Source organism: Pseudonocardia yuanmonensis (genome assembly GCF_039542425.1).
Lineage (GTDB): Bacteria > Actinomycetota > Actinomycetes > Mycobacteriales > Pseudonocardiaceae > Pseudonocardia > Pseudonocardia yuanmonensis.
The window spans coordinates 1-26,730 of sequence record NZ_BAABIC010000034.1 but is presented as its reverse complement, the minus strand read 5'-3'; the positions used below and the strand labels follow the sequence as shown (position 1 = coordinate 26,730).

Here is a 26,730-nt window from a genome sequence, read left to right as displayed (position 1 = left end):
GGGATCAGCCGTGGTTGAAGCGGAACCCGACGCCGCGCACCGTCGCGATGCGCCGCTCGCCACCGATCTTGCGGCGCAGCCAGGACATGTGCATGTCCAGCGTCTTCGAGGTCTTCATGTCGGGGTCGTTCCACACCTCGCGCAGGATCTCCTCGCGGGTGACGACCTGCCCGGCCCGCAGCAGGAGCACGCGCAGCAGCTCGAACTCCTTGTTGGCCAGGCCGACCTCCTCGCCGTCGACGAGGACGCGGCGGCCGGAGAGCTCCATCCGGACCCCGCCGACCTCGACCGTCTCGGGGGTGAGCCGGCGCAGCAGCGCGCGGACGCGGGCGAGCAGCTCGGCGAGCCGGAAGGGCTTGCCGACGTAGTCGTCCGCCCCGGCGTCGAGGCCCACGACGAAGTCGACCTCGTCCGTCCGTGCGGTGAGCATCAGCACCGGCAGGTCGGGGAAGTCCGGGCGCAGCCGGCGACAGACCTCCAGCCCGTCCATCCCGGGCAGGCCCAGGTCGAGGACCAGCAGGTCGACGTGCCCCTGCCGGACGGTCTCCAGCGCGGCGGCGCCGTCGGCGGCGACGTCCACCTCGTAGCCCTCGCGCTGGAGGGCGCGGGAGAGCGGCTCCGCGATCGCGGTGTCGTCCTCCGCCAACAGGACGGTGGTCACGTCCGTGAGCTTAGGCCCGTCCGCATACCGGCACGCGTGGCATGCTCCCGGCCCGTGACCTCCACCGGGACCGATTCGGACACAGGGGCGGATCTCGCCCTCGCGCTCGAGCTCGCCGACATCGCCGACGCGATCACCCTGCCGCGCTTCCGCGCCGCCGACCTCCGGGTCACGCGCAAGCCGGACCGGACGCCGGTGACGGACGCGGACACCGCCGCGGAGGATGCCCTGCGCGCGGCCCTGACCGGGCAGCGGCCGGACGACGCCGTGCTCGGCGAGGAGCGCGGCGGCTCGCTCGACGCGCTGCCGCCGAGCGGGCGCGGCTGGGTGCTCGACCCGATCGACGGCACCAAGAACTTCTCCCGCGGCATGCCGGTGTGGGCCTCGCTGATCGCGCTCACCGAGCACGGGCGGCCGACCGTGGGCGTGGTGAGTGCGCCCGCGCTGGGCCGGCGCTGGTGGGGCGCCGCCGGACACGGGGCGTGGACCTCCGACCGCCCGGGCGGGGAGGCGCGGCGGATCTCGGTGACCGGGGTGGCCGAGCTGGGCGACTGCTACGTCTCGACGACCGACCTGAACACCTTCCGCGGGCACGGCCTGCTCGGCGCCTGGCTCCGGCTCACCGACGCCTGCTGGGAGACCCGGGCCTTCGGCGACTTCTGGCAGCACTGCCTGGTGGCCGAGGGCGTGATCGACCTCGCCGTGGAGCCGGAGGCCAACGCCTGGGACCTCGCCGCCGTGCAGCCGATCCTCGAGGAGGCGGGCGGGCGGCTCACCGACCTGCGCGGCCGGCCGGGCTTCGCCGGCGGCAACGGCATCGCCTCCAACGGCCTGCTGCACGACGCCGCTGTGACGATCCTCGGGGCCGACTGAGGCCTGGCACGGGTTAACGTTCGTTCATGCCGGATGCCCCCGAGATCGCGTTCGAGGACCTCACACCGGGCCGGGTCTTCGACTTCGGTTCCGTGACGGTCGACCACGACGAGATGGTCGAGTTCGCCCGCCGCTTCGACCCCCAGCCCTTCCACCTCGACGAGGCCGCGGGCAAGGAGTCGATCTTCGGTCGGCTGGCCGCGTCGGGCTGGTTCACCGCGGGGCTGTGGATGCGGCTCTACGTCGACGAGCTGCTGCTGCGCTCCACCGCCCTCGGCTCCCCGGGCGGCGACGAGATCTCCTGGCCGGCGCCGGTGTTCGCGGGCGACGAGCTGCACGCCTCGCTGGAGATCCTGGAGGCGCGCCGCTCGTCGTCGAAGCCGTGGATGGGCCTGATCACGCTGCGGGCCTGGATGCGGCGCGACTCCCCGACCAGCGACGACATCGTCTACCGCGCCCGTTTCACGGGCATGTTCGGCTCCCGGGAGCACGCCCGCCCCTGAGGCCGCGGGCCCCGGGCGCTCAGCCGCCGGACAGCGCCTTCACCACCCGCGAGGGCGAGGGGCGGCCGAGCTTGCCCGCCATCCACACGCTGGTCTCCACCAGGGCGTCGAGGTGAGCGCCGTGGCCGATGCCCAGGCCGTCGAGCATCCACACGAGGTCCTCGGTGGCGAGGTTGCCGGTGGCCGACCTGGCGTAGGGGCAGCCGCCGAGCCCGCCCGCCGACGAGTCCACCGTGGTGACCCCGCGGCGCAGGGCGGCGAGGGTGTTGGCCAGCGCCTGGCCGTAGGTGTCGTGGAAGTGCACGGCGATCCGGTCGACCGGCACCGACGCGGCCACACAGGCGTCGATCACGGCCTCGGCGTGCCCGGGCGTGCCGGTGCCGATGGTGTCGCCCAGCGAGAGCTGCCAGCACCCCATCTCCACCAGCCGCCGCCCGACGGCCGCGACCTGCGCGGGCTCCACCGCGCCCTCCCACGGGTCACCGAAGGCCATGGAGACGTACGCGCGCACGCGCATCCCGTGGTCCAGGGCCCGCTTCACGGTGGGCTCGAACATGTCGAACTGCGAGTCGAGGGTGCGGTTGAGGTTCTTCGCCGCGAAGGTCTCCGTGGCGCTGGCGAACACCGCGACGTGGTCCACACCGGCCTCGATCGCGCGGTCCAGGCCGCGGTCGTTGGGCACCAGGACGGGGTAGTCGACGCCCGGGCGCCGCTCGAGCCGCTCGAGCAGCTCGGCGGCGTCGGCCAGCTGCGGGACCCACTTCGGGTGCACGAAGCTGGTGGCCTCGAGCGTGGTCAGGCCGGCGTCGGCGAGCCGGGTGAGGAACTCGGCCTTGACCTCGACCGGCACGGCCTGCTTCTCGTTCTGCAGCCCGTCCCGGGCACCGACCTCGTAGATCGTCACGTGTGCCGGCAGGCACTCGGTGGGCACGGTCATCGGGAGCGCACGGGGCTCAGGCATCGTCGGCGACCTCCTGGTAGAGCAGCGAATGCACCTTCTCGACGGCGGGGACGTCCGTGAACTCCAGCGGCTCGTCGGAGGCCGACTCGATGACGAGCGTCCCGCACCCCAGCATGCGCTCCGCGACCGTGTGCCGGAACTGCACCGTGTTGATCCGCGACATCGGGATGTCCATCCCGCTGCGCGACAGCACGCCCTCGCGCACCAGCACCCGGCGCGTCGTCACGACGAAGTGGGTGGTCCGCCAGCGCACGAACGGCAGCACCGTGAACCGGCCGACGAGCACCACCGCCACGACCGCGAGCACGACCCACGCGACCGGCGCCCAGCCCTGCGCGCCCACCAGCGCCGCGAGGAAGGACGCGGCCGCGACCACGACGAGGAACACCAGCACGGGGAGCACCAGCATCTTCCAGTGCGGGCGGGTGTGGAGCACCACCCGCTCGCCCTCGACCAGCAGCTCGTCCGGATAGGCCACGCACCCACCGTATCCGGCGGATCACGCGTCGGGACGGTCCGCCGGCCGCAGGTGCACGATGTCGCCCGCCGCGATCGCGCGGCGGTGCCCGTCGGGTTCGAGGACGAGCAGATGACCCTGCGGGTCGACGTCCTCGGCCATCCCGACGAGCGCGGCGCCGCCGGGCAGCTCCACCCGCACCTCGGAGCCGAGCGAGAGGCACCCGGCGCGGTAGTCGGCGCGCAGTCCGGACTCGTCCGCGTCGCCGGCGGCGGCGCGCCAGGCGGACTCGCGCTCGGCGAGGTTGCGCAGCAGGGTCACGAGCAGCTCCGAGCGGTCCACCGCCGCGCCCTCGGCGGCCAGCGAGGTCGCCGTCCCCGGCAGCGTGCCGGCCGGGGCGTCGACGTTGACCCCCATCCCGAGGACGACGCCGGGGCCGCCGCCGGACAGCGGCGTCATCTCGGCGAGGATCCCGGCCCCCTTGCGGCGGTCGTGCCCGAGCAGCAGGTCGTTGGGCCACTTGAGGCCCGCCACGACGCCGGGCGCCACGGCCCGCACCGCGTCGAGCAGGGCGACGCCCGCGAGCATCGGGATCCAGCCCAGCCGCTCGGCGGGGATGCCCTCGGGGCGCCACAGCACGCTCACGGCGATCCCCGACCCGCGGGGCGCCTCCCAGGTGCGATCGAGCCGGCCGCGGCCCCGGGTCTGGTGCTCGGTGACCAGCACGGTGCCGTCGGGTGCGCCCGCGACCGCCTCGGCCATCAGGTCGGCGTTGGTCGACCCGGTCTCCTCGACGACGTCGAGCCGGGTCCAGCGGCCCGCGGGGCCGAGCAGGGCGTGACGCAGCGCGTGCTCGTCGAAGGGCTGCGGCGCGGGGGTGCTCACGGCCGGAACCTATCTCCGCCCGCTCCGCCTTCCGCGGACCGAGGGCCGGTGAAGGCGCCCGACGGTGCGCCAGGCGCGTCCGGTGCGCCGAGCGGCGCGCCGAGCGAGCGACGGACGGCGCCACCGCTCGTCGCGGCTCGCCCGCGGTGACCGGCGTGAACGTGACGCAGACCGCTCCGCCGGGCGTCCCGGGCGCGTAACGGCCGGGTTAGGCTCCGCAGCCATGAGCGCTGCAACGGAGCCGATGGGGGACCCGTCGAACGCCCCGGACGTCGAGCCGGACGTGCACACGACGGCCGGCAAGCTGGCCGACCTGTACAGGCGGTACACCGAGGCCCTGCCCTCCGAGGCGGCCGCGGAGCGCCAGCACGCGAAGGGCCGGCAGACCGCCCGCGAGCGCATCGACCAGCTGCTCGACCCCGGCTCCTTCGTCGAGCTCGACGCCCTGGTCCGGCACCGCTCCACGAACTTCGGGATGCAGGAGAAGCGCCCGTTCGGCGACGGCGTGGTCACCGGCACCGGCACGATCGACGGCCGCCCGGTCGCCGTGTTCTCCCAGGACGCCACCGTGTTCGGCGGCTCGCTCGGCGAGGTCTACGGCGAGAAGATCGTCAAGGTCATGGACGTGGCGGCCAAGATCGGCTGCCCGGTCATCGGGATCAACGACGGCGGCGGCGCGCGCATCCAGGAGGGCGTGGTCGCCCTCGGCCTCTACGGCGAGATCTTCGTGCGCAACGTGCGCGCCTCCGGCGTGATCCCGCAGATCTCGCTGATCATGGGCCCGTCGGCGGGCGGCGCGGTCTACTCCCCCGCGCTCACCGACTTCACGGTGATGGTCGACGAGACCAGCCACATGTTCATCACCGGGCCGGACGTCATCAAGACGGTCACCGGCGAGGACGTCGACATGGAGGAGCTCGGCGGCGGCCGCGCCCACAACTCCAGGTCCGGGGTGGCGCACTACCTCGGCTCGGACGAGCAGGACGCGATCGACTACGTCAAGGAGCTGCTGAGCTTCCTGCCGTCGAACAACCTCTCCGAGCCGCCGACCTACCCGGCGCCGGAGCCGACCGCCGGCTCCATCGAGGACGGCATCACCGACACCGACCGTGAGCTCGACACGATCGTCCCCGACTCGGCGAACACGCCCTACGACATCCGCGAGGTCATCAACCGGGTGGTCGACGAGGGCGAGTTCCTCGAGGTCCAGGAGCTGTGGGCGCCGAACATCGTCACCGGCTTCGCCCGCGTCGAGGGCCGCTCGGTCGGGATCGTCGCCAACCAGCCGACCCAGTTCGCAGGCTGCCTCGACATCGACGCCTCCGAGAAGGCCGCACGCTTCGTGCGGACCTGCGACGCCTTCAACATCCCGATCCTCACCTTCGTCGACGTCCCGGGCTTCCTGCCGGGCACCGACCAGGAATGGAACGGCATCATCCGCCGCGGCGCCAAGCTGATCTACGCCTACGCCGAGGCGACCGTCCCCAAGGTCACCGTGATCGTCCGCAAGGCCTACGGCGGCGCGTACGACGTCATGGGCTCCAAGCACCTCGGTGCGGACGTCAACATCGCCTGGCCGACGGCGCAGATCGCCGTCACCGGCGCGTCGGGCGCGGTGAACATCCTCTACCGCAAGGAGCTCAAGGGCCTGGAGGGCGACGAGCTCGCCGCCAAGCGTGCCGAGCTGCAGCAGGAGTACGAGGACACCCTCGCCAACCCGTACATCGCCGCGGACCGCGGGTACATCGACGCGGTGGTCCCGCCCTCGCACACCCGCGGGTACGTGGGCCGCTCGCTGCGGATGCTCGCGACCAAGCGGGAGCAGGGCCCGGCCCGCAAGCACGGCAACATCCCGCTGTGAGTGGCGATCGTCGCCGGGGCGACCAACGGCACCCACGAGGGCAGGGAAGGCTGCGATGAGCGAGGACGGCGGGAACGTCGAGGAGAAGACGCCGGAGGAGCGCCGTGCGCTCTTCCGCGTGGTCAAGGGCGACCCGACGCCCGAGGAGCTGGCGGCGCTGACGTTGGTCCTCGCGGCCGCGGCGAGCGGCGGCGACGAGCCGCCGCCGAAGGCGCGCGATCTGTGGTCGACCCCCGCGGACCGGGTGCGCCGCCCGCTCGAGGTCGGCCCCGGCGCCTGGCGCGCGTCCGCTCTCCCCCGCTGAACCCTGCCCGATCCCCCCGACCGGACCCGAGAACGACGGCGGGCTCCCACCCTGCAGAGGGTGGGAGCCCTGTCGCCGAGGAGCGAGGTCCGTGCAGTGGACCCGCGCCGGAGATCCCGGCGCGTCAGCCCGCGACGGCCGTGCGCGCGAGCGCGTGCTCGACCAGCGCCACGAGCGACCGGAGACTCGAGTCGGCCTCGCGGGCGTCCATCCACATCACCGGGGTCTCCGGCGCGAGCGCGAGAGCGTCCCGCACGTCGACCTCGGTGTGGTCGTCCGAACCCGGGAACCGGTTGACCCCGATGACGTACGGGATCCGCCGGTCCTCGAAGTAGTCGATCGCCGGGAAGCACTCGTCGACCCGCCGCAGGTCGACCAGCACGACGGCGCCGACCGAGCCACGCGCGAGCTCGTCCCACATGAACCAGAAGCGGGACTGCCCGGGCGTGCCGAACAGGTAGAGGATCAGCGACTCGTCGACCGTGATCCGGCCGAAGTCCATCGCGACCGTCGTCGTGGTCTTGTCCGGCACGGCGACGGTGTCGTCGACGCCGACGGACGCGGAGGTCATCGCCTGCTCGGTGAGCAGCGGCGGGATCTCCGACAGCGACCGCACGAAGGTCGTCTTGCCCACGCCGAAGCCCCCCGCCACGAGGATCTTCAGCGGGTACAGCTCACCCTGACCGCGCACGCAGCCCCTCCAACAGTCGCTCCAGGATCTCGGGGCCGGGGGCGCCGTCGCCCCCGACCTGCGGCAGGTGCACCGCGACGTAGCCGGCGTCGGCGAGGTCGCCGACCAGGACCCGGGCCACGCCCACCGGCACCTGCAGGGCCGCGCCGATCTCGACCAGCGAGACCGGGGCCGCGGCGAGGCCGAGGATCGTCCGGTACTCGAGCTGCAGGTCGGCGGCGTGCCGGCCCGAGTGCGTGACCGTCACGAGCGCCTCGACCGGCAGCTCCTTGCCCGCCGAGCGGGTCCGCCCGCCGGTGACCGCGTAGACCGGGACGACCCGGCCGCCCCGTCTGGCCGGCTGGTCGTCGGCCGTGCCGTCCGTCCGCACCTCAGCGGCCCGCCGGGGTGCGTGGCGCCGGGGTCAGCGCGTGGCCGACCCGCGACGCCAGCAGGGTCATCTCGTAGCCGATCATGCCGATGTCGCAGGCGCGCTCGGCGTGCACGGCGAGCGTCGCGCCGCGGCTGACCGCGGTCACGAACAGGTAGCCGCCCTCCATCTCCAGGATGGTCTGGCTCACCGCGCCGGAGCCCAGCAGCTGGGCGGTCCCGTTCGCCAGGCTGACGAGACCGGAGGCCGCGGCCGACAGCTGGTCGCCCAGGGTCTCGCCGACACCCGGCGAGGAGGCGAGGCGCAGCCCGTCGCCGGAGACGACGACGGCGTTGACGACGCCCGGGACGTCCCGGGTGAACTCCACGAGCAGCCAGTCCAGCCGGCCGGTCGATGTGCTCACGGGTTGGTCCTCCTGTCGGTTCTGTGCTGGTCGTGCTGGTCGTGCGGCCCGCCGAGGCGCTGGTCGGCGACGGCCTGGGCGGCCTGCCGGCTGGCCTGGTAGCGGGACAGTGCCTGGGCGGCGTCGGCGCTGGGGCCGGCCGGGGCGGTCGGGGTGGCGGGGGTGGCGGGCTGGGCCGTGCCGCCCCGCAGCTCGGGGGCGAGCGACGCCTGCGGCACGCGGCGCCGCAGCCCGCTGGAGCCGGTGGCCGGCGGCCGCGAGCTCTCGGCGGGGGCCGGGCGCGGGGTCGGGATCGGCACGCGGCTGGTGTCCGCGTCGCCGGCCCCGGAGTCACCCGCGGCACGCTCGGTGGTGCGGTCGGCCCGGCCGTCGGCCGTGCGCTCGGAGCCCTGCCCCGACGCGTGGCCGTCGCCGTGCCCGTTGCCGTGCCCGTTGGTCCCGTGCCCGTCGGTCCCGTGCACCGAGCCGGTGCCGGACCCGTTCGCGGCGCCGTTCCCGTTGCCGTTCCCGCTGCCGTTCAGGAACGCGCCGACGGACCCGGTGCCGGTGCCGTTCAGCGGCGCGGTACTCGGGCGGCCGTTGCCGTCCGGGCCGCTGAAGCCGGCGGATGCGGCGCCGTCGCCCCCGAGGAGCGCGTGACCGTTGCGGCCCTGCCCGTTCCCGTTCCCGTTGGCGCCGTGGCCGTTGCCGTTGTGCCCGTTGCCGTCCTGACCGTTGCCGTGCTGACCGTTGCCGTGCTGGCCGTTGCCGTGCTGGCCGTTGCCGTGCTGGCCGTTGCCGTGCTGGCCGTTGCCGCTGGCGCCGTGGCCGTTGCCGGTCCAGTCGTCGCCGAAGCGGGCCGCGGAGCGGTCGGCGGTGCGGTCGGCCGGGACCGGATCCCACCAACCCGACCAGTTGCCGCCCTGTGCTGCCGGGATCGGCGCGGGCCGGGAGCCGGGCAGGGCCGCCGGGGTGGCGGGCGACGAGGCCGGTGGCGTGGCCGGCGGGGCGGGCGGCGGGGTGGGCGCGGTGGACGCCCCGTTCGCGCGCCGGGCGACCGGGGTCGGCGAGGCCGACGGCGTCGGCGGGGTCCAGGCCGGGGCGGTGGCGGCGGTGATGCCGGGCAGTGGGCCGCGCTCGGCGCCGGCGAAGGCCGGGGCGCTGCGGGCGTGCTCGGCCGGCGGCTGCTCGTGGACGGCCGCGGCCCGACGGGTCTGCTCGGGGCCGCTGCCGATGCCGGCGTGCGGACCGGCCTGCGGGTCGGCGACGAACAGCGCCGCGGGCAGGATGACGACGGCGGTGAGGCCCGAGCCCGGCGTGGTGGACAGCGACACCTCGATGCCGTGCCGCGCCGCCAGCCGCGCGACCACGTGGAAGCCCAGCCGCTGCGACACGGACAGGTCGACCTCGCGCGGCCGGATGAGCAGCTCGTTGGCCTGGGCCAGCTCGTCGTCCGGCATGCCGACGCCCCAGTCCTCGATGGTGAGGATCTGGCCGCCGATCTCCGCCCGCTGGGGGCGGCTGCGGATCGTCACCGAGGTGTCCGGCGGGGAGAACCGGACGGCGTTCTCGGTGAGCTCGGCCAGCAGGTGGGTCAGGTCGGCGACGCTGTGCCCCGCGACCGCGATCCGGTCGTCGACGGAGAACTCGACCCGCTCCAGGTCCTCGGTCTCGGCGATGGCCGCGCGCACGACGTCCCGCATGGAGACCGGCGCCGACCAGACCCGGGGCGGCTGCTCGCCCGAGAGGACCAGCAGGCTCTCGGCGTTGCGCCGGACGCGGGTGGCGAGGTGGTCGAGCTTGAACAGCTCGGCGAGCGCGTCCGGGTCCTGCTCCTTCTCCTCGAGCTGGTTGATGATGTCCAGCTGGCGGTAGAGCATCGACTGGTTGCGCCGCGCCAGGTTGACCAGCATGTCCGAGGTGAACTGCTTGCGGCCGATCTCGGCGTCGGCTCGGACGAGCTCGCGGCCGAGCTCCTCCTTCTCGTGCTGCTCGTCCTCCGTGATCCGCCAGAAGATGACCATGCCGACGCACGCGAAGAGCACCGCGCCGGCGTGGATGCCGGCCCACACCCAGGGGTCCCGCTGCGCGGCCGGGTGGTTGAACATCAGCGCCGGGTAGAAGATCGTCCCGACACCGTGCGACACCCCGGTGAGCAGGATGTTCCAGAGGAACGGCACCCAGTCCTGGTACAGCGCGATGAAGCCGATGATGATGAAGAAGTGGAAGTGCGACTCGATCGTGCCGTGCGTGACGGCGACGAGCGCGATCGAGCACCACACCAGCCCCGCGCTGATGAACGACGCGGCGACGCGCCGCTGCCTGACGAAGTGCCCCGCCACGAGCAGCACGACGACCGGGCCGATGGCGAGCCCGAGCACCAGCCCGAGCGGGTTGCCCAGCAGCCACCCGAACAGGAACAGCACGGGGATGTGGGCCGCCAGGATCCACTGCAGCAGTCGGTGCCGCCTACGGAACGACGCCTCGTCGAGCGTGTTGCCGCGTGGCAGCCAGTCCAGCAGCCTCGTCATTCGTCGGCCACCCACCCTCTCGGTCGCAGTCGTCCAGCTCGACACGCGCTGCCGCGGGTGCGCACTCCCGGATCCCGGCGCCGCCCCGCGATCATCCGTTCGGGTCGGGGCCCGGCGGACGTCGCACGCATCGACGGCGGAAGGTACACGGAGCGTGTCCCAGGCATGACTCGATCGGATGACGGAGGGCCCTCGGAGGGCCCGAACAATGCCGATCGGCGCGGATACAGGGCCTTTCGCCCCTGTGGCGGGTGAACCGGACGGGTCCGTTCGGCAGAGTCCACGGGGCGGACCGGTGCCGTTGCGACCGCCGGGCTCAGAGTGCCGACCACTCGCCGCGAAAGAGCTTCATTCGGCGAGAGAGGGGCCGGAACGGTCGTTGACCCCCGTCCCTGTGAGTCCGCGGAGGCGGACGATGGGCCTTTCGGACGCGCCGGCACGAGATCGCCGACGACGCGACCGCGCGTGCCCGTCCGACCCCGGAGCGCGGCGAATTCACCCCTAGGGAGCAGCGGCGGAGCACCCGAGGTGACCGCTCGGCGACTCACCGCGTCCACTTCGGCGTGTCGACGTGCGAAATCCCTGGTCCGGCGCACCCGTGACCACCTGCGACGACGTTCTCGCCCGCCGGTCGGGTACCTCCGCCCGGAGTCGATCTTCTGCGCCGTTCGGCCCAGTCGATCACCGTCGCGATCGAGGTAACGTCCCTCGCGGTCCACGTGCAGCACCGGGGGGCAACCCGCGCGCGGTCGTGGAGGCCGCGGTGCAGCGTCGCGCCCGGTCGGCAGTGCTCCCCCACTGGTCGATCACCCGGAGAAGTACGTGAGAATCCTGCTGCTCTGTTCGTCCTACAACGGGCTGACCCAGCGCGTCTGGACGGAGCTCCGCGAGGACGGGCACCACCTCGACGTGCGCCTGGCCCACGACGAGGCGGCGATCCGCAAGGCCGTCGAGACGACGCGCCCCGAGCTCGTGCTCTGCCCGTTCCTGAAGGAGCGGGTGCCCGAGGACGTCTGGCGGGACCACCGCGTCGTCGTGATCCACCCGGGCCCGCTGGGGGACCGCGGCCCGTCGTCGATCGACTGGGCGATCACGGACGCCGAGCCGGTGTGGGGGGTCACCGCGCTGCAGGCCGTCGAGGAGATGGACGCGGGTCCGATCTGGGGGCACCGGACCTTCCCGATGCCGGCCGAGCCGCCGCGCAAGTCCGCGGTCTACAACGGACCGGTGGCCGACGCCGCGCTCGAGCTCGCCCGCGAGGTCGTCGCCAAGGCCCAGGACCCGGCGTTCGAGCCGGTGCCGGCCGAGTCGTCCGGGGACGCCGTGATCGGCCGCCTCCGGCCGACCATGAAGCAGACCGACCGGGCGTTCTCCTGGGAGGACCCGACGGACCACGTCCTGCGCCGGGTGCGGGCGGGCGACGGCGCGCCGGGCGTCCGGTCCGAGCTGGCCGGCGTCGCGCTGTCGGTGTTCGACGCCCACCGCGGCTCCGCCACCCCGGGCGAGCCCGGCTCGATCGCGCTGCGCCGGCACGGCGCCGTCCTCGTGCGCACCGGGGACGGGGCGGTCTGGATCGGGCACGCCCGCGTCCCGGGCGGGGTGAAGCTGCCGACCGCGATGGTGCTCGGCGCCGCGCTGGAGGGGGCGCTGGACGAGGTGCCGGAGTCGCTGGAGCGGCCGACCGGGCCGTCGGACGGCTACCGCGAGATCAGTTACCGCCGTGTCGGCCCGGACGGGTGCGTGGGCGTCGTGCGCGCCGATCTCTACAACGGCGCCATGTCCGCGGGCCAGGGCCACCGGGTGGCGGCGGCCCTGCGGCACGCGGCCGCGCAGGACACGAAGGTCCTGGTCTTCGAGGGCGGGGAGATCTTCTCCAACGGCATCCACCTGAACGTCGCCGAGGGCCGGCCGGACCCGACCGGGGAGAGCTGGCGGAACATCAACGCGATCAACGACGTCTGCCGCGAGCTGCTCACCTGCACCTCGCAGCTCGTCGTGACCGCGGTGGGGGGCCCGGCGGGCGCGGGCGGCGTGATGATGGCGCTCGGCGCCGACACCGTCCTGCTGCGCCGTGGGGCCGTGCTCAACCCGCACTACCGCAACATGGGCCTGACCGGTTCGGAGTACTGGACCTACGCCCTGCCGCGGCGGGTCGGCCTGGCCGACGCCGTCCGGTTCACCCGGGACTGCCTGCCGGTCGGGGCGGCCGAGGCCCTGCGCACGGGCCTGGTCGACGAGGTGCTCGACGGCGACCGCGCGGCCTTCGACGAGCAGGTGGTCGAGCACGCGATCCGGCTCGCCACGGGTGACGGGTACGCCGCCGCCCTGGCCGCCAAGCAGGCCGCCCGGGAGGCCGACGAGCTGCGCCGCCCGCTCGAGACCTACCGTGTCCAGGAGCTGGCCGAGATGAGCCGGGACATGTTCGACGACCGCTTCGGCTACGCCCGGCTGCGGCACGAGTTCGTGAAGAAGGTCAAGGACACCTCCTTCGACGACCCGACGGTCGCGCGGTCCGTCCGCGAGGCGCCGGCCGGGGCCGGGTCCGGGCTGGACGACGCGGTCGTCACGGGGATCGCGGGCTGAGTCCGGCCCCTGGTCCACCCCCGGGTGGAGCTCGCGGCTCCACCCGGGATCGACCTGCACGGCGACGCCCCGGGACGGCCGGCGGAGCAGGGTCGGGGCATGGCTCCCGTCTCCGGCAGGTGGCGCTCCGGCACCACGTGCCGCTCCCGGGTGCCGGGGGCGCTCGTAGAGTCGCCCGCGTGCGTCTGGTCCTCGCGTCCGCCTCCCCCGCCCGCCTGTCCGTGCTTCGCTCCGCCGGCCTCGACCCGCTCGTGACGGTCTCCGACGTCGACGAGGACGCGCTGCTCGCCGCGATCCCGGGCGCCCCCGCGGCCGAGAAGGTGACGACGCTGGCCGGCGCCAAGGCCACGGCCGTCGCCCGGACGCTGGACGGGACGCCGGACGAGGCCGTCGTGATCGGCTGCGACTCCATGCTGCTCATCGACGGCGACCTGGTCGGCAAGCCGCACGACGTCGACACCGCCCGCACCCGCTGGAAGGCGATGGCCGGGCGGACCGGCGAGCTCGTCACCGGGCACGCGGTGCTGCACGTCGTCGACGGCGAGATCGAGCGGGTCGCCGAGGGACACGCGAGCACCACCGTCCGGTTCGGCACCCCGACGGACGCCGAGCTGGAGGCCTACCTCGCCACCGGGGAGCCGCTCGCCGTCGCGGGCGCCTTCACGCTCGACGGGCTCGGCGGCTGGTTCGTCGACGGCATCGACGGCGACCCGTCCAACGTCATCGGGATCAGCCTGCCGCTGGTCCGGCGGCTGCTGGGCGCGCTGGGAATCTCCCCGACGGACCTGTGGACAACTCCCCCGGAGGACTGACGACCGGCGGCGCACGGCCGGTCCCGCGGACTACCCTCGCGGCCATGGCTCCCACTGACCCGGACCCGAAGCTCGCCGAGTACGCCCACCCGGAGCGACTCGTCACCACCTCCTGGCTGGCCGAGCACCTCGGCGACGCGGACGTCGTCGTCGTCGAGTCGGACGAGGACGTGCTGCTGTACGACACCGGCCACATCCCCGGTGCGGTGAAGGTGGACTGGCACACCGAGCTGAACCACCCGGTCACCCGGGACTACGTCGACGCGGAGGCCTTCGCGAAGCTCTGCGGCGAGCGCGGCATCGCGCGCGAGAGCACCGTCGTGTTCTACGGCGACCGCAACAACTGGTGGGCCACCTACGCCCTGTGGGTGTTCCGGCTGTTCGGCCACGAGGACGTCCGGATCCTCGACGGCGGCCGCGCCAAGTGGGTCGCCGAGGGCCGCGAGATGACCACCGACCAGCCCAAGCCGAACCAGGTCGAGTACCCGGTCGTCGAGCGGGACGACATCGCCATCCGCGCCTTCAAGGAGGACGTGCTGGGCCACCTCGGCGGCCAGCTCGTCGACGTCCGGTCCCCGGGCGAGTACTCCGGCGAGCTGCTGCACATGCCGGACTACCCGCAGGAGGGTGCGGTCCGCGGCGGCCACATCCCCGGGGCGTCGAGCGTGCCGTGGGCCCGCGCCGCGAACGAGGACGGCACCTTCAAGTCCCGCACGGAGCTCGCCGCGATCTACGAGGAGGAGCAGGGGCTGGCGAAGGACTCGCCGACGATCGCGTACTGCCGGATCGGCGAGCGGTCCAGCCACACGTGGTTCGTGCTGTCCTACCTGCTCGGGTTCGAGGGCGTCCGCAACTACGACGGCAGCTGGACCGAGTGGGGCAACTCGGTCCGGGTCCCGATCGTGCAGGGGTCGGAGAAGGGCTCGGCCGAGCCCGTGAGGGGGAAGTCGTGAGCCTGCCCCCCGCCCTGGCGGAACTCGTCGAGGACTTCGAGGCGGTCGGTCCGAAGGACCGCCTGCAGCTCCTCCTCGAGCTCAGCCAGGAACTCCCGGACCTGCCGGACCGCTACGCCGACGCGGCGGGGTCGATGGAGCAGGTGCACGAGTGCCAGTCGCCGCTGTTCCTCGCCGTCGAGGTCGACGACGACCCGGACCGGCACGTGCACCTCTTCTTCTCCGCCCCGCCCGAGGCCCCCACCACCCGCGGCTTCGCCGGGATCATGCACACCGGGCTGGACGGCGAGCCCGCGCGCGAGGTGCTCGGGGTGCCGGACGACTTCTACACGGCCCTCGGCCTCACGCAGGCCGTGAGCCCGCTGCGGATCCGCGGCATGGCCGCGATGCTCGCGCGGATCAAGAAGCAGGTGCGGGCCGCCGTCGGGAGCTGAGGAACGGGCCGAGGGGCTGCCGAGGATCGCTGAGGAACCGCTGAGGGCACGGCCGGAGGCGAACCCTAAGCCTTCGTCAAGAACGTTCCGCAGTGGCGTGGGCCACCCCCATCCTGTGGTCGTCACAGTTCGTCCCACAGGACGACCGACCGACCGGGGGGTGGTCGTGATGGCGGTCCTCGCCGCACCGGGCGACACCTGGGGCATCGATGGCCCCACCTTCCTGTTCCTCTACCTCGTCCTCGCCGTGCTGGTGCTCGTCGCCGCCACGCGGGCGCGGCGCCGGATCGCCGCCGCCGGGAGCACCCCCGGCGACCGGTCCGGCGCACTCTCCGAGCGACCGCAGGACGTGGCGTACCTGCACGGCGGCCCGGAGCTGGCCGTGTGGTCCGCGCTGAGCGCGATGCACCTGTCCGGCACGATCGCGACCGCCGGGCACGGCATGGTCCAGGCCGTCGGCCGGCCCGGGACGCGGGCCACGGAGCTCGAGCGGGCGATCCACGCGAGTGCGGGTTCGCCGACCCCGCAGCACCGGCTGCGCTTCCACGGCCAGGTCGCCGCGGCACTCGACCGGATCCGGGACCGGTTGGTCGCCGAGCAGCTCCTGCTGTCCGGGGCCCGGCGGGACCAGATCCGCCGGATCGGCGGCTGGATGCTCGCCGTGGCCGCGTTCGGGCTGGTCCGGATCGTCGCCGGGGTGGCGAACGCCCGGCCGATCGGCCTCCTCGTCGCGTCGACCGTCGTCGTCGGCGTCATCGGGCTGGTGCAGCTGGTCCGGGTGCCGCAGCGCACCCTGGCCGGCCAGCGGGCCCTGGACCTCCTCCGCGACAAGCACTCCGAGCTATCGCCGGGCCTGAAGCCGGACTGGGTCGCGCACGGCGCCGGCGCGGCCGCACTCGGCGTCGGGATCTTCGGGATGGGCGCGCTCTGGGCCTCCGACCCGGCCTTCGCCGACGAGCTGGCCGCGCAGAAGGCCGCAGGCGCGACCGGCGGGTGGAGCGGCGGCTACTCCGACTCCGGCAGCAGCGGCTGGGTCTCCGGCGGCAGCGGCTGGGTCTCCGGCGGCAGCGGCTGGGTCTCCGGCGGCAGCAGCTGTGGCGGCGGTGGTGGTGGGGGTGGCGGAGGCGGCGGTGGTTGCGGCGGCTGAGCGCCCGGCGAGCCCACGCCCGCGCCCGGCGCCCGTCCGTCCGTGAGCGGCCTCGGCGTCGGTTGGCGGCCGGAGATCGCCGGGGTGGTGCCAGGGGTGCCCGGCCCTCGGGTTCGGCGAGGTGATCGCGGAGTCGCTGGACCTCCGGCCCGACCGGGCCGACCGTCCGTCCGCAGGTCCGTCTCGAGGGGTGACGGACCTGCGGGCACGCGGGATCCCGCTGGTCCCGCACGGGGTGCGGCTCGGCCCACGCACCTCGACCCCGTCCCGCCGGCGGTGCTGGCCCTGCTCGAGGAGGTCCGGGAGCGCGGCGCCGCGCCGGCCGTGATGCTCGAGCGGGACGGCCGCCACCGCCCGCCGCCGAGCTGCGCGGGGAGCTCGGGGCGATCGCGGCGTCGGCGCGGCTGGAGCCCGGGCCGTGAGCGACCTCGCGGGCCCGCCAGGCCGCGCTCGTCGCCGCCCTCGTCGACGCACCCGGACCCGCCGGGGTTCGCCACCGACCGGCTCGCTGCGACCCGGGCGGCGCTGCTGCGCAAGCGGTCCGGGCAGGCCGCCGCGGCGTGGCCGCTGCTCGCGGCCGGCCTCGGCGCGGACTGGACCGGCTTGGCCTGCACGGTGCTCGCCGGACGTCCGGTGGCGGGCGCGCTGCGCGACGGCTGGGACGTCGCCCGGGCCGCCCGGGACGCCGGAAGGCTGAGCGAGGGAGCCCGCAGAGAGCTCGTCGAGCGCGAGCGCGCCTTCCGCTACGACGTCCGCCCGCCCCGGCCGCGGCGCCTGCGGCGGCTGATCACCCAGGTCGGCGCCCTGTTCCGGCGCTCAACGCGGGTTTCGTCGCGGCCCCGCGGGGAACGCCCCGGCGCAGGAGAGGCAGTCAGCGGTGACCGTTCGATGACGGATGCCACATCCGCTCGCGTTCGTGTTCGCTGGGTGAACTCCTAGACTCCGCGGTAACCAACGCGCCGGCGCAACGGGGGTCGGCCGCGAGCTCGAGGAGATCGAACGTGCCTGAACTGCGCAAAGTTCTCGTCGCCAACCGCGGGGAGATCGCCGTACGGGTGATCCGGGCCGCACGGGACGCGGGCCTTGCCAGTGTCGCGGTCTACGCCGACCCGGACCGTGACGCGCTGTTCGTCCGGCTGGCCGACGAGGCCTACGCGCTGGGCGGTACCACCGCCGCGGAGTCCTACCTCGACTTCGACAAGGTGATCGGGGCCGCGAAGCAGGCCGAGGCCGACGCGATCCACCCCGGCTACGGCTTCCTGTCGGAGAACGCCGACTTCGCCCAGGCCGTGATCGACGCCGGGATCACCTGGATCGGCCCCTCGCCGCAGTCGATCCGCGACCTCGGCGACAAGGTCACCGCCCGGCACATCGCCATGCGCGCCGGCGCCCCGCTCGTCCCCGGCACCGCCGACCCGGTCTCCGGCGCCGACGAGGTGATCGAGTTCACCAAGGAGCACGGCCTGCCCGTCGCGATCAAGGCGGCGTTCGGCGGTGGCGGGCGCGGCATGAAGGTCGCGCGCGACGAGAAGGAGATCGCCGAGCTCTACGAGTCGGCGGTCCGCGAGGCCACCGCCGCCTTCGGGCGCGGCGAGTGCTTCGTCGAGCGCTACCTGGACAAGCCGCGGCACGTCGAGACCCAGGTGCTCGCCGACACCCACGGCAACGTCATCGTCGTCGGCACCCGGGACTGCTCGCTGCAGCGCCGGTTCCAGAAGCTCGTCGAGGAGGCCCCCGCGCCCTTCCTCAGCGAGGAGCAGCGCAAGACGCTCTACGACGCCTCGAAGGCGATCGTGAAGGAGGCCGGCTACTACGGCGCCGGCACCGTCGAGTTCCTCATCGGGCAGGACGGGCTGATCACGTTCCTCGAGGTCAACACCCGGCTGCAGGTCGAGCACCCGGTGTCCGAGGAGACGTCGGGCCTCGACCTGGTGCGCGAGCAGTTCCGCATCGCCGAGGGCAAGGAGCTCAACCTCCTCGACGACCCGGAGCCCCGCGGGCACTCGATCGAGTTCCGGATCAACGGCGAGGACGCGGGCCGCAACTTCCTGCCCGCCCCCGGCACCGTGGAGTCGATCGCCTACCCGGCCGGGCCGGGCGTGCGCGTCGACGCCGGCGTCGAGGCCGGGTCGGTCGTCGGCGGTCAGTTCGACTCGCTGCTGGCCAAGCTGATCGTCTCCGGCTCCGACCGGAACCAGGCGCTCGAGCGCTCCCGCCGGGCCCTGGCCGAGTTCCAGGTCGGCGGCATGGCCACGGTGCTGGACTTCCACCGGCTCGTCGTGTCCGACCCGGCCTTCGCGGCCGACCGCGAGGAGGACTTCCTGGTCCACACCCGCTGGATCGAGACCGAGTGGGACAACACCGTCGAGCCGTTCACCGGCACGAGCGAGGCCGACGAGGAGGCCGCGCCGCGGCAGAGCGTCGTGGTCGAGGTCGGCGGCAAGCGCGTCGAGGTCTCGCTGCCCGGCGACATCTCGTTCGGCGGCGGCGGGGCCGGCGGCGGTGCCGCCAAGGCCAAGCCACGCAAGCGCGGCGGGGGCGGCGGCGGGGCCAAGGCCTCCGGGGACGCCGTCACCGCGCCGATGCAGGGCACGATCATCAAGGTCGCGGTGTCCGAGGGCGACACCGTGTCCGCGGGCGACCTGATCGTGGTCCTCGAGGCGATGAAGATGGAGAACCCGGTCACCGCGCACAAGGACGGCACGGTCACCGGGCTGTCCGCCGAGGCCGGCTCCTCCATCTCCCAGGGCACGGTCGTCTGCGAGATCAAGGACTGACCCGTGAGTGCCGAGTGCCCCTGGAAGGGCACTCGGCACTCACGACCTCCTCCGACCTGCACCGATGGACCCCGTCGAGATCAACGCCGGGACCTGGTACCTGCGCGCCCTACGCGCCGACGACCGGATCACGGACGTTCCCTCCCTCACCGAGGCCGGCGTGCCCGACGCGCTCGCGCACGTCCGGCTCCGGGCCGCGCAGTGGTCGTCGGGCACGGGGTGTTCGTGGGCGGTCGCCGAGCCGACCACCGGCGAGATGCTCGGGGAGATCGCCCTGACCGGGCTCGACGGCGACCGCCCCGCGATCACCTGCTGGGCGCTCGAGCGCGCCCGCGGCCGGGGCATGACCGCGACCGCGCTCGGCTCCGTCCTGCGCTTCGCGGCCGGCGGGCTCGGCCTGGACCGCATCCGGTGCGCCGGTTCCGGACCGGCCGCGGCCCGGCTCGCCGCGCGGTCCGGTGCGCCCGATCTGCTGATCATGGATTGACGTCACCCGAGGGGTCGGGTTGACTCCGAACCGCCAGGTTCGACCGTGCCGCCGCGCCTGTGCTGCACAAGTACACAGCGCCCGACACGCACCCGTGTGATCACCCCACGGGGCCCGGTCCCTCCGCCACGCGGCCCGGACCGCGCCGCGGATCCCGCCCGACACGAGGCCACCTCGTCGCGGGCACGTCCTCGACAACCACTCGGGAACAAGGATCCGTCATGCCCCCCGACACCCCGTCCGACCCGACGACCGTGTTCGTCACGACCCACATCCACACCGACGGGCCCATCCCGGGCCCGCACTCCCTGCTCACCCTGACCTCGGCGGCGCACCGTGCCGACGGGGTCCCGACCGGGACGTTCACCGCGAACCTGCGGGAGCTGCCCGGCGCCACCCTGCACCCGGCGTCGCTGCAGGACTGGCGCACCCGGGCCGGGGACTGGCTCGCCACCCGGCGGGCCGCGCGTCCCCCGGCCCTCGCGACGATCGCCTACGCCCGCTGGGTGGAGCGGCTGCCCGCCCGCGCGGTGTTCGTCGCGGAGCCCGACACGCAGGACTACCTGTTCGTCTTCTGGTACCTGCAGCGCTTCGCCGGTGAGTGGCCGTTCGCGGGGAGCCTCTCCGCCGCGGCGGCCCCGATCCGGCCCGCGCGGGCGGCCGAGGCGTGCGTCCTCGCGTCCTGCCGCGCGGCACCCGGCCCCGGCCTCGCCGCGGCGGGCTGACCGACCCGGCACCCCCGGCGGACACCGTCCGCCGGGGGTGCCGGTCGTTCAGGACGCGTACGCGGTCGAGGACCGTGGGCGTCAGTCGCGGTGCGGTCGCACCTCGGGGCGGCCGAGGATCGCGCCGGCCACGCCGGCGAGCACCGTCAGGCCGGCGATCAGGATCGTCACGAGCCCGAGCCCGCTCAGCAGCAGCCCGACGCCCGCCGAGACGGCACCGACGGCGAGTCCGGCGCGCGGCACGGCGGCGCCGTGCAGCCTGGCCGTGACCAGCCGGGCGGCGCCGGCGGTCAGCACGATCGACAGGATCGCCGCCGCGCCCGGGAAGGAGGGCAGGAACACGAACAGGAGGTCGTCGGCGAGCTGCCCGGCGACCCCGGCCGCGACCACCGGCAGCACCGGTACGCGGGTGGAGACGGGAGTGGTCATGCCCCCACGGTCCGCCGCGCCGGAGCACGCGGGATCGGGGATGACCCGGAGACGGCCCCTAGTCCAGATCGCTGTGCTGCATGAGCTGCCTGCCGGCCTCGGTGATCGAGCCGGACAGCGAGGGGTAGACGGAGAAGGTGTGGGCGAGGTCGTCGACACCCAGCCCGTTCTGCACCGCCATCGCGATCGGCAGCACGAGCTCGCTCGCCACCGGGGCCACGACCACGCCGCCGATCACGACGCCCGTGGCCGGGCGGCAGAACAGCTTGACGAAGCCGCGCCGCAGCCCGCGCATCTTCGCCCGCGGGTTCGTGGCCAGCGGGAGCACGACCGTGCGGGCCGGGACCTCGCCGGCGTCGATCGCCCGCTGGCTGATGCCGACGGTCGCGATCTCGGGGCGGGTGAAGACGTTCGACGCGACGGTGCGCAGCCGGATCGGTGCGACGCCCTCGCCCAGGGCGTGCCACATCGCGATGCGGCCCTGCATGGAGCCGACCGACGCCAGCATGAGCAGCCCGGTGCAGTCGCCCGCGGCGTAGATGCCGGGGACGGAGGTGCGCGAGACGCGGTCGACGGGGATGAACCCGCCGCGGTCCGTCTCGATCCCGATCTTCTCCAGGCCGATGTCCCGGGTGTTCGGCACGGACCCGACCGTCATCAGCGCGTGCGAGCCGCGGACGACCTGGCCGTCCGCGAGGGTGACGACCACGCCGTCGCCGTCGCGGACCACGGACTCGGCGCGGGCCTTCGGGAGGATGTCGACCCCGCGCTCGGCGAAGACGTCCTCGAGGACGGCCGCGGCATCGGCGTCCTCGCTGGGGAGGACGCGATCCCGGCTGGAGATCAGCGTGACCTTGCAGCCCAGCTCCACGTACGCGGAGACGAACTCGGCGCCGGTGACGCCGGAGCCGACCACGATCAGGTGCTCGGGCAGCGCGGGGAGGTCGTAGAGCTGGCGCCAGGTGAGGATGCGCTCGCCGTCCGGCCTGGCCGACTCGAGCACGCGTGGGGTGGCGCCGGTCGCGATGAGCACGGTGTCGGCGGGCAGCTTCTCGACGGTGCCGTCCTGGTGCCGCGCCTCGACGGTGTGCGGCTGGCGGCCGGACGTCTCGTCGATGAAGGCGGCCGTGCCGTGGATGATCCGGACACCCTCGCTCTCCACCCGGGCCCGGATGTCCGCCGACTGCGCCAGCGCCAGTCCCTTCACGCGGCCGTTGACCTTCGGCAGGTCGACGCCGGCGGTGTTGCGGTCCAGCAGCACGCCCAGGTCCTCGGCGCGGTGCAGGTCCACGCGGACCGCGGCGGAGGAGATGAAGGTCTTGGAGGGCACGCAGTCGTGCAGCACGCAGGCGCCGCCCATGCCGTCCTTCTCGACGACGGTCACGTCGCTGCCGTGCTGGGCCGCGACCAGCGCCGCCTCGTACCCGGCGGGGCCGCCTCCCATGATCACGATGCGGGTCACCGTACGCACGCCCCTCCGCGAGACAGCCGATCCGACGGCCGGTCCTGGATCGATCCGACCGGTGCGGACGCCGCCCGGCGCCCGTTCATACCGTACGCGTGTCCGCCGAGCGGTCCCGAGGGACCCGGACAAGGCGGGCGCCGTTACCCTGTCCCCGTGCCGCTGTACGCCGCCTACGGCTCGAACATGGATCCGAGCCAGATGAAGGAGCGCGCCCCCCATTCGCCGATGGCGGGCACCGGGTGGCTCATGGGCTGGCGCCTGACCTTCGGCGGCGAGGACTACGCCTGGGAGGGCGCACTCTCCACGGTGGTCGAGGACCCCGGCTCCCAGGTGTTCGTGGTGCTCTACGACGTCCCGGACCACGACGCCGCCCAGCTCGACCGCTGGGAGGGTGGCGAGCTCGGGCTGCACAAGAAGCTCCGCCTGCGGGTGCAGACCCTCGAGGGCAGCGTGCTCGCCTGGATCTACGTGCTCAACGCCTACGAGGGCGGTCTCCCCAGCGCCCGCTACCTCGGCGTGATCGCCGACGCCGCGGAAGCCGCCGGCGCCCCGGACGACTACGTCACCGAACTCCGCAACCGCCCCAGCCAGAAGAGCGTCTGACCGCCCCCGCGAGACGCGCCCCGAGCTCCCGCGAGTCGCGCCCCGAGCTCCCGCGAGTCGCGCCCCGAGCTCCCGCGAGTCGCGCCTTATGTTCAGGCCTGACGCTCGCGGTGTCGTCGCGTCTGAAGACTCCCGGGCTGCCGCCGCAGGACGAGGCCTCGTGCGCGGAAAGCCGCACTCAGTTCCCGCTCGAGCCGGGTCACGTCACGCATGCCCTCGGCCCGCACGCGAATGACGATGTAGCCCCTGCGTTCGAGTTCCGCCTGTCGGGCGGCGTCCTCGTCCTCCCGACCGAGGTGCGCGGCATGCCCGTCGTATTCCAACGCGATGCGGAATTCCGGCCAGGCATGGTCGAGCAGGAACAGAACCTGGCCGTTCGCATCACGCACCGGGAGATTTGCCTGGGGAGCAGGGAAGCCGAGGTCGACCAACCTGTAGAGCATGCGGCTCTCCGCGGGTGACAACGCGCGGCCCGACGCGAGGCCCAGGAGCGCGAGGGCCCGCTTCCTGCCCCGTGGATCGGGCCGGGTGGCGATCTTCTCCCCGATCGCCGCACGGCGTCGCTCACGGCCTGCCTCGCCGGCCGCGGCGAGTGCCTGATCGAGCACGGCGAACGCATCCTGAGGTCGGTCGCGGCAGAGCAGGTCGGCGACGACGCGCTCCAGACGGAGCACGGAGAGGCCCGCAACCTCGACCGCATCATCCTCGAGAGCGAGTCCGTTGTGCACGACGAGCCCGGGCCGAGTGCGGAGCCAGTGCCCGTACGGCACGGAGATCTGGACGGGCAGCGGATCACGGCCGTGCATCCGTGCAGCCAGGATGCCGTCCAGCCGGTGATCACCGCGCGGTCACCGGCGAAGGTGAGCGCAGCCGCAGCGATGGTCAGCGGATCACCGGATCGCGCGGCCGGAACAAGGACGCCGGGCCACGAGGACTGCCACTCACCCGTGTGGATGGCACGATGCACTGCTGATCTCCCGATCTCCCGGTCGAGGTCGGTGCGGCGACGGACCCCATAGGCGTGGAGCTCGTTTCGAACACGCTGACACTGTGCGGCGCGGAGTCCCTTGCACAGGCGTCGTCTCGTCAGCTGTGGATCGCGACGGGCTCCTGTGGACAACTCCTGCCCGACTCGCCGAAGCCCACAGCGCGACTCGCGGACGCTCAGGGAACGACTCGCGGAAGCCCGGGAGCGCGACCCGCGGGTCAGGCCAGGGCTTGCAGGGCGCTGTTCACCAGGACCCGGACGCCGAAGGGGAGGGCGCGTTCGTCGAGGTCGAAGGTGGGCTGGTGGATGTCCTTCATCGGACCCACCCCCGGCCACACCCCCAGCCGCGCCATCGCGCCCGGCACCTTCTCCAGGTACCACGCGAAGTCCTCGCCGCCGCTGGACTGCTCGGTGTCGGCGGCGGCGTCGGGCCCGCCGGTGAGGATGGCGGCGTCGCGCAGCATGCCGGAGCTCACGGCCTCGTTGACCACCGGGGGGACGCCGCGGATGTGGTCGATCACGTACCCGACGCCGAGCGGCGCGAGGACGGCCGCGACCAGCGCGCGGAACTTGTCCTCCAGCTCGGTCCAGGTGGCGTGGTCGGCGGTGCGCAGCGTGCCGCGCAGCACGCCGGCCTGGGGGATCGCGTTGGCGGCCTCGCCGGCCTGCACCGCGCCCCAGACCAGGACGGTGCCCGAGCGCGGGTCGACCTGGCGGGTGAGCAGCAGCGGGAGCTGGGTGATCAGCAGTCCGAGCGCCTCGACGAGGTCGCCGGTCAGGTGGGGGCGGGCGGTGTGCCCGCCGGGCGAGGTCAGCCGGATCTCGACGACGTCGCACGCCGAGGTGATCGGCCCGACGCGGGTGCCGAGCCGGCCGACCTCCAGCCGGGGGTCGCAGTGCAGCGCGAAGATGCGCTCGACGTCGTCCATCGCACCGTCGGCCACGACGTCGATCGCGCCGCCGGGCTGGACCTCCTCGGCGGGCTGGAACACCAGCCGCACCCGGCCGGGCAGCGAGGGGGCGGAGGCGAGCGCGAGGCCGGCGCCGAGCACCATCGCGGTGTGCGCGTCGTGCCCGCAGGCGTGCATCACGTTGGGCACCGTGGACGCGAACGGCAGCCCGGTCTCCTCGCCGAGGGGCAGGGCGTCGAGGTCGGCGCGCAGGGCCACGCAGCGGTCGCCGCGGCCCACGTCGCAGACGAGGCCGGTGCCGCCGGGCAGGGTGCGGGGCTCGAGGCCGGCGGCCATCAGGCGGCGGGCCACGAGGGCGGTCGTACGATGCTCGTCACGCCCGAGTTCCGGTACGGAGTGCAGCGACCGGCGGACGGCGACGACGTCGGACCGGTGGGCCGCGAGCCACTGGTCCAGCCAGGCCGGGCCGGTGCCCGCGCCGAGGTCGGTGACCACCTGGTCACCGCTGGTCGCGAGCTCGGGGTGCGCCTCGAGCAGGGTCACCGGACATCACCGGCTCGACCCGCCCCTCGAGGGCTCTTCGCTCTGTCCTGCATTCGTCCATGGTGCTCACCCGGTCAGCGGTGTACCAACCCGAAACCGGACGTTCACCGGGTATCCGCGCCGAGGGGTCGGCGCGATGCTGCGGACGGCGAGGCGACCCGTGACGAGCGGTTGCGCCGGGTTGCGACGAACGGGCGGGGGTGCCGTTCGGCGACGGGAGGGGGGCTGCGCACCGTCGTCACCCGGTCACGTGACGTGCCCGTTTGTGCTGGTCCAGGCCCCGTCCGGGGTGTCCCCCGGCGTACCCGCCCGCACGCGTGCGGCGGCCATCGCCGAGAATGGGCGCGTGTCCACGCAGGAAGACGAGCAGCCGGGCCGCGTCGTCGGCGACCGGTACCGCCTCTCCGCGCAGCTCGGCAGCGGGGCGATGGGCACCGTCTGGTCGGGGTACGACGAGGTCCTGCGCCGCCGGGTGGCGGTCAAGGAGCTGAAGGTCCCCCGCGGGGTCCCGGAGCGCGAGGCGCTCGGGATGCGCGAGCGGATGCTCCGCGAGGCGCGGGCCCTGGGCGGGCTCTCGCACCCGAACGTGATCACCGTGTTCGACGTCGTCGACGCCGCCGGCGAGCCGCTCGTCGTCCTCGAGATGGTCCCCTCGCGCAACCTCGCGACGATCATCTCCGAGCAGGGCCGGCTGAGCCCGCGGCAGGCCGCCGTCGTCGGGTACGCCACGGCCGCCGCGCTGCGGGCCGCGCACCGCGCCGGGATCACCCACCGGGACGTGAAACCCGGGAACGTCCTCGTCGCCCACGACGGGCGGATCAAGCTCACCGACTTCGGCATCGCGCGCAACGCCTCGGACGCCCCGATGACCACGGCCGGGCTCGTCCTCGGCTCCCCCGCCTACATCGCCCCCGAGGTCGCGATGGGCGCCGCGGTCACGCCCGCCGCCGACCTGTGGGGCCTGGGCGCCACCCTGTTCGCCGCGGTCGAGGGCCGCCCGCCCTACGACGTCAAGGGCGACCCCGTCTCCACGATCACCGAGGTCGTCGACGGCGACGTGCCCCGCCCGCGGGAGGCCGGCCCGGTCTCCGAGGTCATCGCGGCGCTGATGGTGAAGGACCCCGACCAGCGGATGCCGCTCGACGAGGTGCGCCGCCGGCTGCGCCCGCTGCTCGACGACCCGGACGACCCGCTCTACCCCGGCTCCCCCGACGCCCCGACCGCCTTTTCCGCCGTCGCCCGGCCGGAGGCCGTGCCCGAGCCGCGGGTGGCCGCGTCGGGTCCGGTGCCGGTGTCCGAGCCGTGGGGCGGCACCCTCGGCCCGGCCGGCTCGACCCGCGCACCGGCCGTCGAGCCGGCGCCGCCCGCCCCGCGCGGCCTGGCCGCGGCGCTCG

The 26,730-nt window shown here is 74.1% G+C and carries 27 protein-coding genes; 15 read left to right on the top strand and 12 right to left on the bottom strand.

Annotated features, from left to right (window positions below):
• Positions 1-4 precede the first annotated feature (4 nt).
• Entirely contained in the window at positions 5-661 is a 657-nt protein-coding gene (locus tag ABD990_RS31905) for a response regulator transcription factor (protein WP_345384521.1), read from the bottom strand.
• A gap of 54 nt (positions 662-715) precedes the next feature.
• Here ABD990_RS31905 and hisN point away from each other — a divergent pair, with 54 nt between their 5' ends.
• Together hisN and ABD990_RS31895 are read left to right on the top strand one after the other, a co-directional pair.
• On the top strand, positions 716-1,534 hold the full coding sequence (hisN, locus tag ABD990_RS31900) for a histidinol-phosphatase (RefSeq protein WP_345384520.1): 819 nt from the start codon (positions 716-718) through the stop codon (positions 1,532-1,534).
• A gap of 26 nt (positions 1,535-1,560) precedes the next feature.
• Complete coding sequence (locus tag ABD990_RS31895) at positions 1,561-2,037, top strand: MaoC family dehydratase (RefSeq protein WP_345384519.1); 477 nt, start codon at positions 1,561-1,563, stop codon at positions 2,035-2,037.
• A gap of 19 nt (positions 2,038-2,056) precedes the next feature.
• Here the strand turns inward: ABD990_RS31895 and ABD990_RS31890 are convergent, their stop codons facing one another.
• From ABD990_RS31890 to ABD990_RS31880, 3 genes are read right to left on the bottom strand one after another with little or no spacing between them, the layout of a single operon-like run.
• The gene (locus ABD990_RS31890) at positions 2,057-2,998 is read right to left on the bottom strand and encodes a hydroxymethylglutaryl-CoA lyase (RefSeq protein ID WP_345384518.1); all 942 of its coding nucleotides are present in this window, start codon (positions 2,996-2,998) and stop codon (positions 2,057-2,059) included.
• Positions 2,991-3,476, bottom strand: a complete 486-nt coding sequence (locus tag ABD990_RS31885) for a PH domain-containing protein (RefSeq protein WP_345384517.1) — start codon at positions 3,474-3,476, stop codon at positions 2,991-2,993. Before ABD990_RS31885 ends, ABD990_RS31890 begins: the two co-directional genes overlap by 8 nt.
• A gap of 21 nt (positions 3,477-3,497) precedes the next feature.
• Entirely contained in the window at positions 3,498-4,340 is an 843-nt protein-coding gene (locus ABD990_RS31880) for a biotin--[acetyl-CoA-carboxylase] ligase (protein WP_345384516.1), read from the bottom strand.
• A gap of 223 nt (positions 4,341-4,563) precedes the next feature.
• Here ABD990_RS31880 and ABD990_RS31875 point away from each other — a divergent pair, with 223 nt between their 5' ends.
• Together ABD990_RS31875 and ABD990_RS31870 are read left to right on the top strand one after the other, a co-directional pair.
• Positions 4,564-6,201, top strand: a complete 1,638-nt coding sequence (locus ABD990_RS31875) for an acyl-CoA carboxylase subunit beta (protein WP_345384515.1) — start codon at positions 4,564-4,566, stop codon at positions 6,199-6,201.
• 55 nt (positions 6,202-6,256) lie between these two features.
• Positions 6,257-6,505 (top strand): acyl-CoA carboxylase subunit epsilon, encoded by a 249-nt coding sequence (locus ABD990_RS31870; RefSeq protein WP_345384514.1) that lies wholly within the window; start codon positions 6,257-6,259, stop codon positions 6,503-6,505.
• A gap of 124 nt (positions 6,506-6,629) precedes the next feature.
• Here ABD990_RS31870 and ABD990_RS31865 read toward each other — a convergent pair whose 3' ends face one another.
• From ABD990_RS31865 to ABD990_RS31850, 4 genes are read right to left on the bottom strand one after another with little or no spacing between them, the layout of a single operon-like run.
• Positions 6,630-7,196 (bottom strand): GTP-binding protein, encoded by a 567-nt coding sequence (locus tag ABD990_RS31865; RefSeq protein ID WP_345384513.1) that lies wholly within the window; start codon positions 7,194-7,196, stop codon positions 6,630-6,632.
• A complete protein-coding gene (locus ABD990_RS31860) occupies positions 7,180-7,566 on the bottom strand; it encodes a DUF742 domain-containing protein (protein ID WP_345384512.1) in 387 nt (128 codons plus the stop codon). Before ABD990_RS31860 ends, ABD990_RS31865 begins: the two co-directional genes overlap by 17 nt.
• Position 7,567: 1 nt before the next feature.
• Entirely contained in the window at positions 7,568-7,969 is a 402-nt protein-coding gene (locus ABD990_RS31855) for a roadblock/LC7 domain-containing protein (RefSeq protein WP_345384511.1), read from the bottom strand.
• Positions 7,966-10,479, bottom strand: coding sequence for an ATP-binding protein (locus tag ABD990_RS31850; protein ID WP_345384510.1), 2,514 nt, complete (start codon positions 10,477-10,479; stop codon positions 7,966-7,968). Before ABD990_RS31850 ends, ABD990_RS31855 begins: the two co-directional genes overlap by 4 nt.
• 822 nt (positions 10,480-11,301) lie before the next feature.
• Here ABD990_RS31850 and ABD990_RS31845 point away from each other — a divergent pair.
• The 9 genes from ABD990_RS31845 (at position 11,302) to ABD990_RS31810 (ending at position 20,397) form a co-directional block, all read left to right on the top strand.
• Positions 11,302-13,062: a hydrogenase maturation protein gene (locus ABD990_RS31845; protein WP_345384508.1), complete on the top strand. Its 1,761-nt coding sequence runs from the start codon at positions 11,302-11,304 to the stop codon at positions 13,060-13,062.
• Positions 13,063-13,241: 179 nt separating this feature from the next.
• Positions 13,242-13,874 carry a Maf family protein gene (locus tag ABD990_RS31840; protein ID WP_345384507.1) on the top strand — a complete coding sequence of 211 codons (633 nt, stop codon included), beginning with the start codon at positions 13,242-13,244 and terminating at the stop codon, positions 13,872-13,874.
• Positions 13,875-13,918: 44 nt separating this feature from the next.
• Positions 13,919-14,827, top strand: a complete 909-nt coding sequence (locus ABD990_RS31835; RefSeq protein WP_345384506.1) for a sulfurtransferase — start codon at positions 13,919-13,921, stop codon at positions 14,825-14,827.
• Positions 14,824-15,261, top strand: a complete 438-nt coding sequence (locus tag ABD990_RS31830) for a SufE family protein (RefSeq protein ID WP_345384505.1) — start codon at positions 14,824-14,826, stop codon at positions 15,259-15,261. The genes ABD990_RS31835 and ABD990_RS31830 overlap by 4 nt, the downstream gene beginning before the upstream one ends.
• A 169-nt stretch (positions 15,262-15,430) precedes the next feature.
• Positions 15,431-16,408: a TIGR04222 domain-containing membrane protein gene (locus ABD990_RS31825; protein ID WP_345384504.1), complete on the top strand. Its 978-nt coding sequence runs from the start codon at positions 15,431-15,433 to the stop codon at positions 16,406-16,408.
• A 327-nt stretch (positions 16,409-16,735) separates the two neighbouring features.
• Positions 16,736-17,347 (top strand): SCO6045 C-terminal-like domain-containing protein, encoded by a 612-nt coding sequence (locus ABD990_RS34640; protein WP_486362913.1) that lies wholly within the window; start codon positions 16,736-16,738, stop codon positions 17,345-17,347.
• A 62-nt stretch (positions 17,348-17,409) separates the two neighbouring features.
• Entirely contained in the window at positions 17,410-19,185 is a 1,776-nt protein-coding gene (locus tag ABD990_RS31820; protein ID WP_345384503.1) for an acetyl/propionyl/methylcrotonyl-CoA carboxylase subunit alpha, read from the top strand.
• Positions 19,186-19,249: 64 nt separating this feature from the next.
• Positions 19,250-19,672, top strand: coding sequence for a GNAT family N-acetyltransferase (locus tag ABD990_RS31815; protein ID WP_345384502.1), 423 nt, complete (start codon positions 19,250-19,252; stop codon positions 19,670-19,672).
• A gap of 221 nt (positions 19,673-19,893) precedes the next feature.
• Positions 19,894-20,397, top strand: coding sequence for a hypothetical protein (locus ABD990_RS31810; RefSeq protein WP_345384501.1), 504 nt, complete (start codon positions 19,894-19,896; stop codon positions 20,395-20,397).
• An 81-nt stretch (positions 20,398-20,478) separates the two neighbouring features.
• On the opposite strand, the gene ABD990_RS31805 is transcribed toward ABD990_RS31810, so the two are convergent.
• Entirely contained in the window at positions 20,479-20,826 is a 348-nt protein-coding gene (locus ABD990_RS31805; protein ID WP_345384500.1) for a hypothetical protein, read from the bottom strand.
• Between the two features lie 58 nt (positions 20,827-20,884).
• Positions 20,885-22,288: an NAD(P)H-quinone dehydrogenase gene (locus ABD990_RS31800; protein ID WP_345384499.1), complete on the bottom strand. Its 1,404-nt coding sequence runs from the start codon at positions 22,286-22,288 to the stop codon at positions 20,885-20,887.
• Between the two features lie 156 nt (positions 22,289-22,444).
• Between ABD990_RS31800 and ABD990_RS31795 the strand changes: the two genes are divergently transcribed.
• Complete coding sequence (locus tag ABD990_RS31795; protein ID WP_345384498.1) at positions 22,445-22,894, top strand: gamma-glutamylcyclotransferase; 450 nt, start codon at positions 22,445-22,447, stop codon at positions 22,892-22,894.
• Between the two features lie 92 nt (positions 22,895-22,986).
• Here ABD990_RS31795 and ABD990_RS31790 read toward each other — a convergent pair whose 3' ends face one another.
• Positions 22,987-23,700, bottom strand: coding sequence for a DUF559 domain-containing protein (locus tag ABD990_RS31790; protein ID WP_345384497.1), 714 nt, complete (start codon positions 23,698-23,700; stop codon positions 22,987-22,989).
• A 400-nt stretch (positions 23,701-24,100) separates the two neighbouring features.
• A complete protein-coding gene (locus ABD990_RS31785; RefSeq protein WP_345384496.1) occupies positions 24,101-25,336 on the bottom strand; it encodes an amidohydrolase in 1,236 nt (411 codons plus the stop codon).
• Between the two features lie 346 nt (positions 25,337-25,682).
• On the opposite strand from ABD990_RS31785, the gene ABD990_RS31780 reads away from it, so the two are divergent.
• A partial coding sequence (locus tag ABD990_RS31780) for a serine/threonine-protein kinase (protein ID WP_425569702.1) occupies positions 25,683-26,730 on the top strand: 1,048 nt, incomplete at its 3' end.

What these genes read in the sequence shown, in the direction of transcription:
- ABD990_RS31870 (WP_345384514.1), top strand. Translation starts at nt 6,257, where the DNA reads ATGAGCGAGGACGGCGGGAACGTCGAGGAGAAGACGCCGGAGGAGCGC.
- ABD990_RS31850 (WP_345384510.1), bottom strand. Translation starts at nt 10,479, where the DNA reads ATGACGAGGCTGCTGGACTGGCTGCCACGCGGCAACACGCTCGACGAG.
- ABD990_RS31875 (WP_345384515.1), top strand. Translation starts at nt 4,564, where the DNA reads ATGAGCGCTGCAACGGAGCCGATGGGGGACCCGTCGAACGCCCCGGAC.
- ABD990_RS34640 (WP_486362913.1), top strand. Translation starts at nt 16,736, where the DNA reads ATGCTCGAGCGGGACGGCCGCCACCGCCCGCCGCCGAGCTGCGCGGGG.
- ABD990_RS31835 (WP_345384506.1), top strand. Translation starts at nt 13,919, where the DNA reads ATGGCTCCCACTGACCCGGACCCGAAGCTCGCCGAGTACGCCCACCCG.
- ABD990_RS31815 (WP_345384502.1), top strand. Translation starts at nt 19,250, where the DNA reads ATGGACCCCGTCGAGATCAACGCCGGGACCTGGTACCTGCGCGCCCTA.
- ABD990_RS31890 (WP_345384518.1), bottom strand. Translation starts at nt 2,998, where the DNA reads ATGCCTGAGCCCCGTGCGCTCCCGATGACCGTGCCCACCGAGTGCCTG.
- ABD990_RS31790 (WP_345384497.1), bottom strand. Translation starts at nt 23,700, where the DNA reads ATGCACGGCCGTGATCCGCTGCCCGTCCAGATCTCCGTGCCGTACGGG.
- ABD990_RS31895 (WP_345384519.1), top strand. Translation starts at nt 1,561, where the DNA reads ATGCCGGATGCCCCCGAGATCGCGTTCGAGGACCTCACACCGGGCCGG.
- ABD990_RS31825 (WP_345384504.1), top strand. Translation starts at nt 15,431, where the DNA reads ATGGCGGTCCTCGCCGCACCGGGCGACACCTGGGGCATCGATGGCCCC.
- ABD990_RS31810 (WP_345384501.1), top strand. Translation starts at nt 19,894, where the DNA reads ATGCCCCCCGACACCCCGTCCGACCCGACGACCGTGTTCGTCACGACC.
- ABD990_RS31805 (WP_345384500.1), bottom strand. Translation starts at nt 20,826, where the DNA reads ATGACCACTCCCGTCTCCACCCGCGTACCGGTGCTGCCGGTGGTCGCG.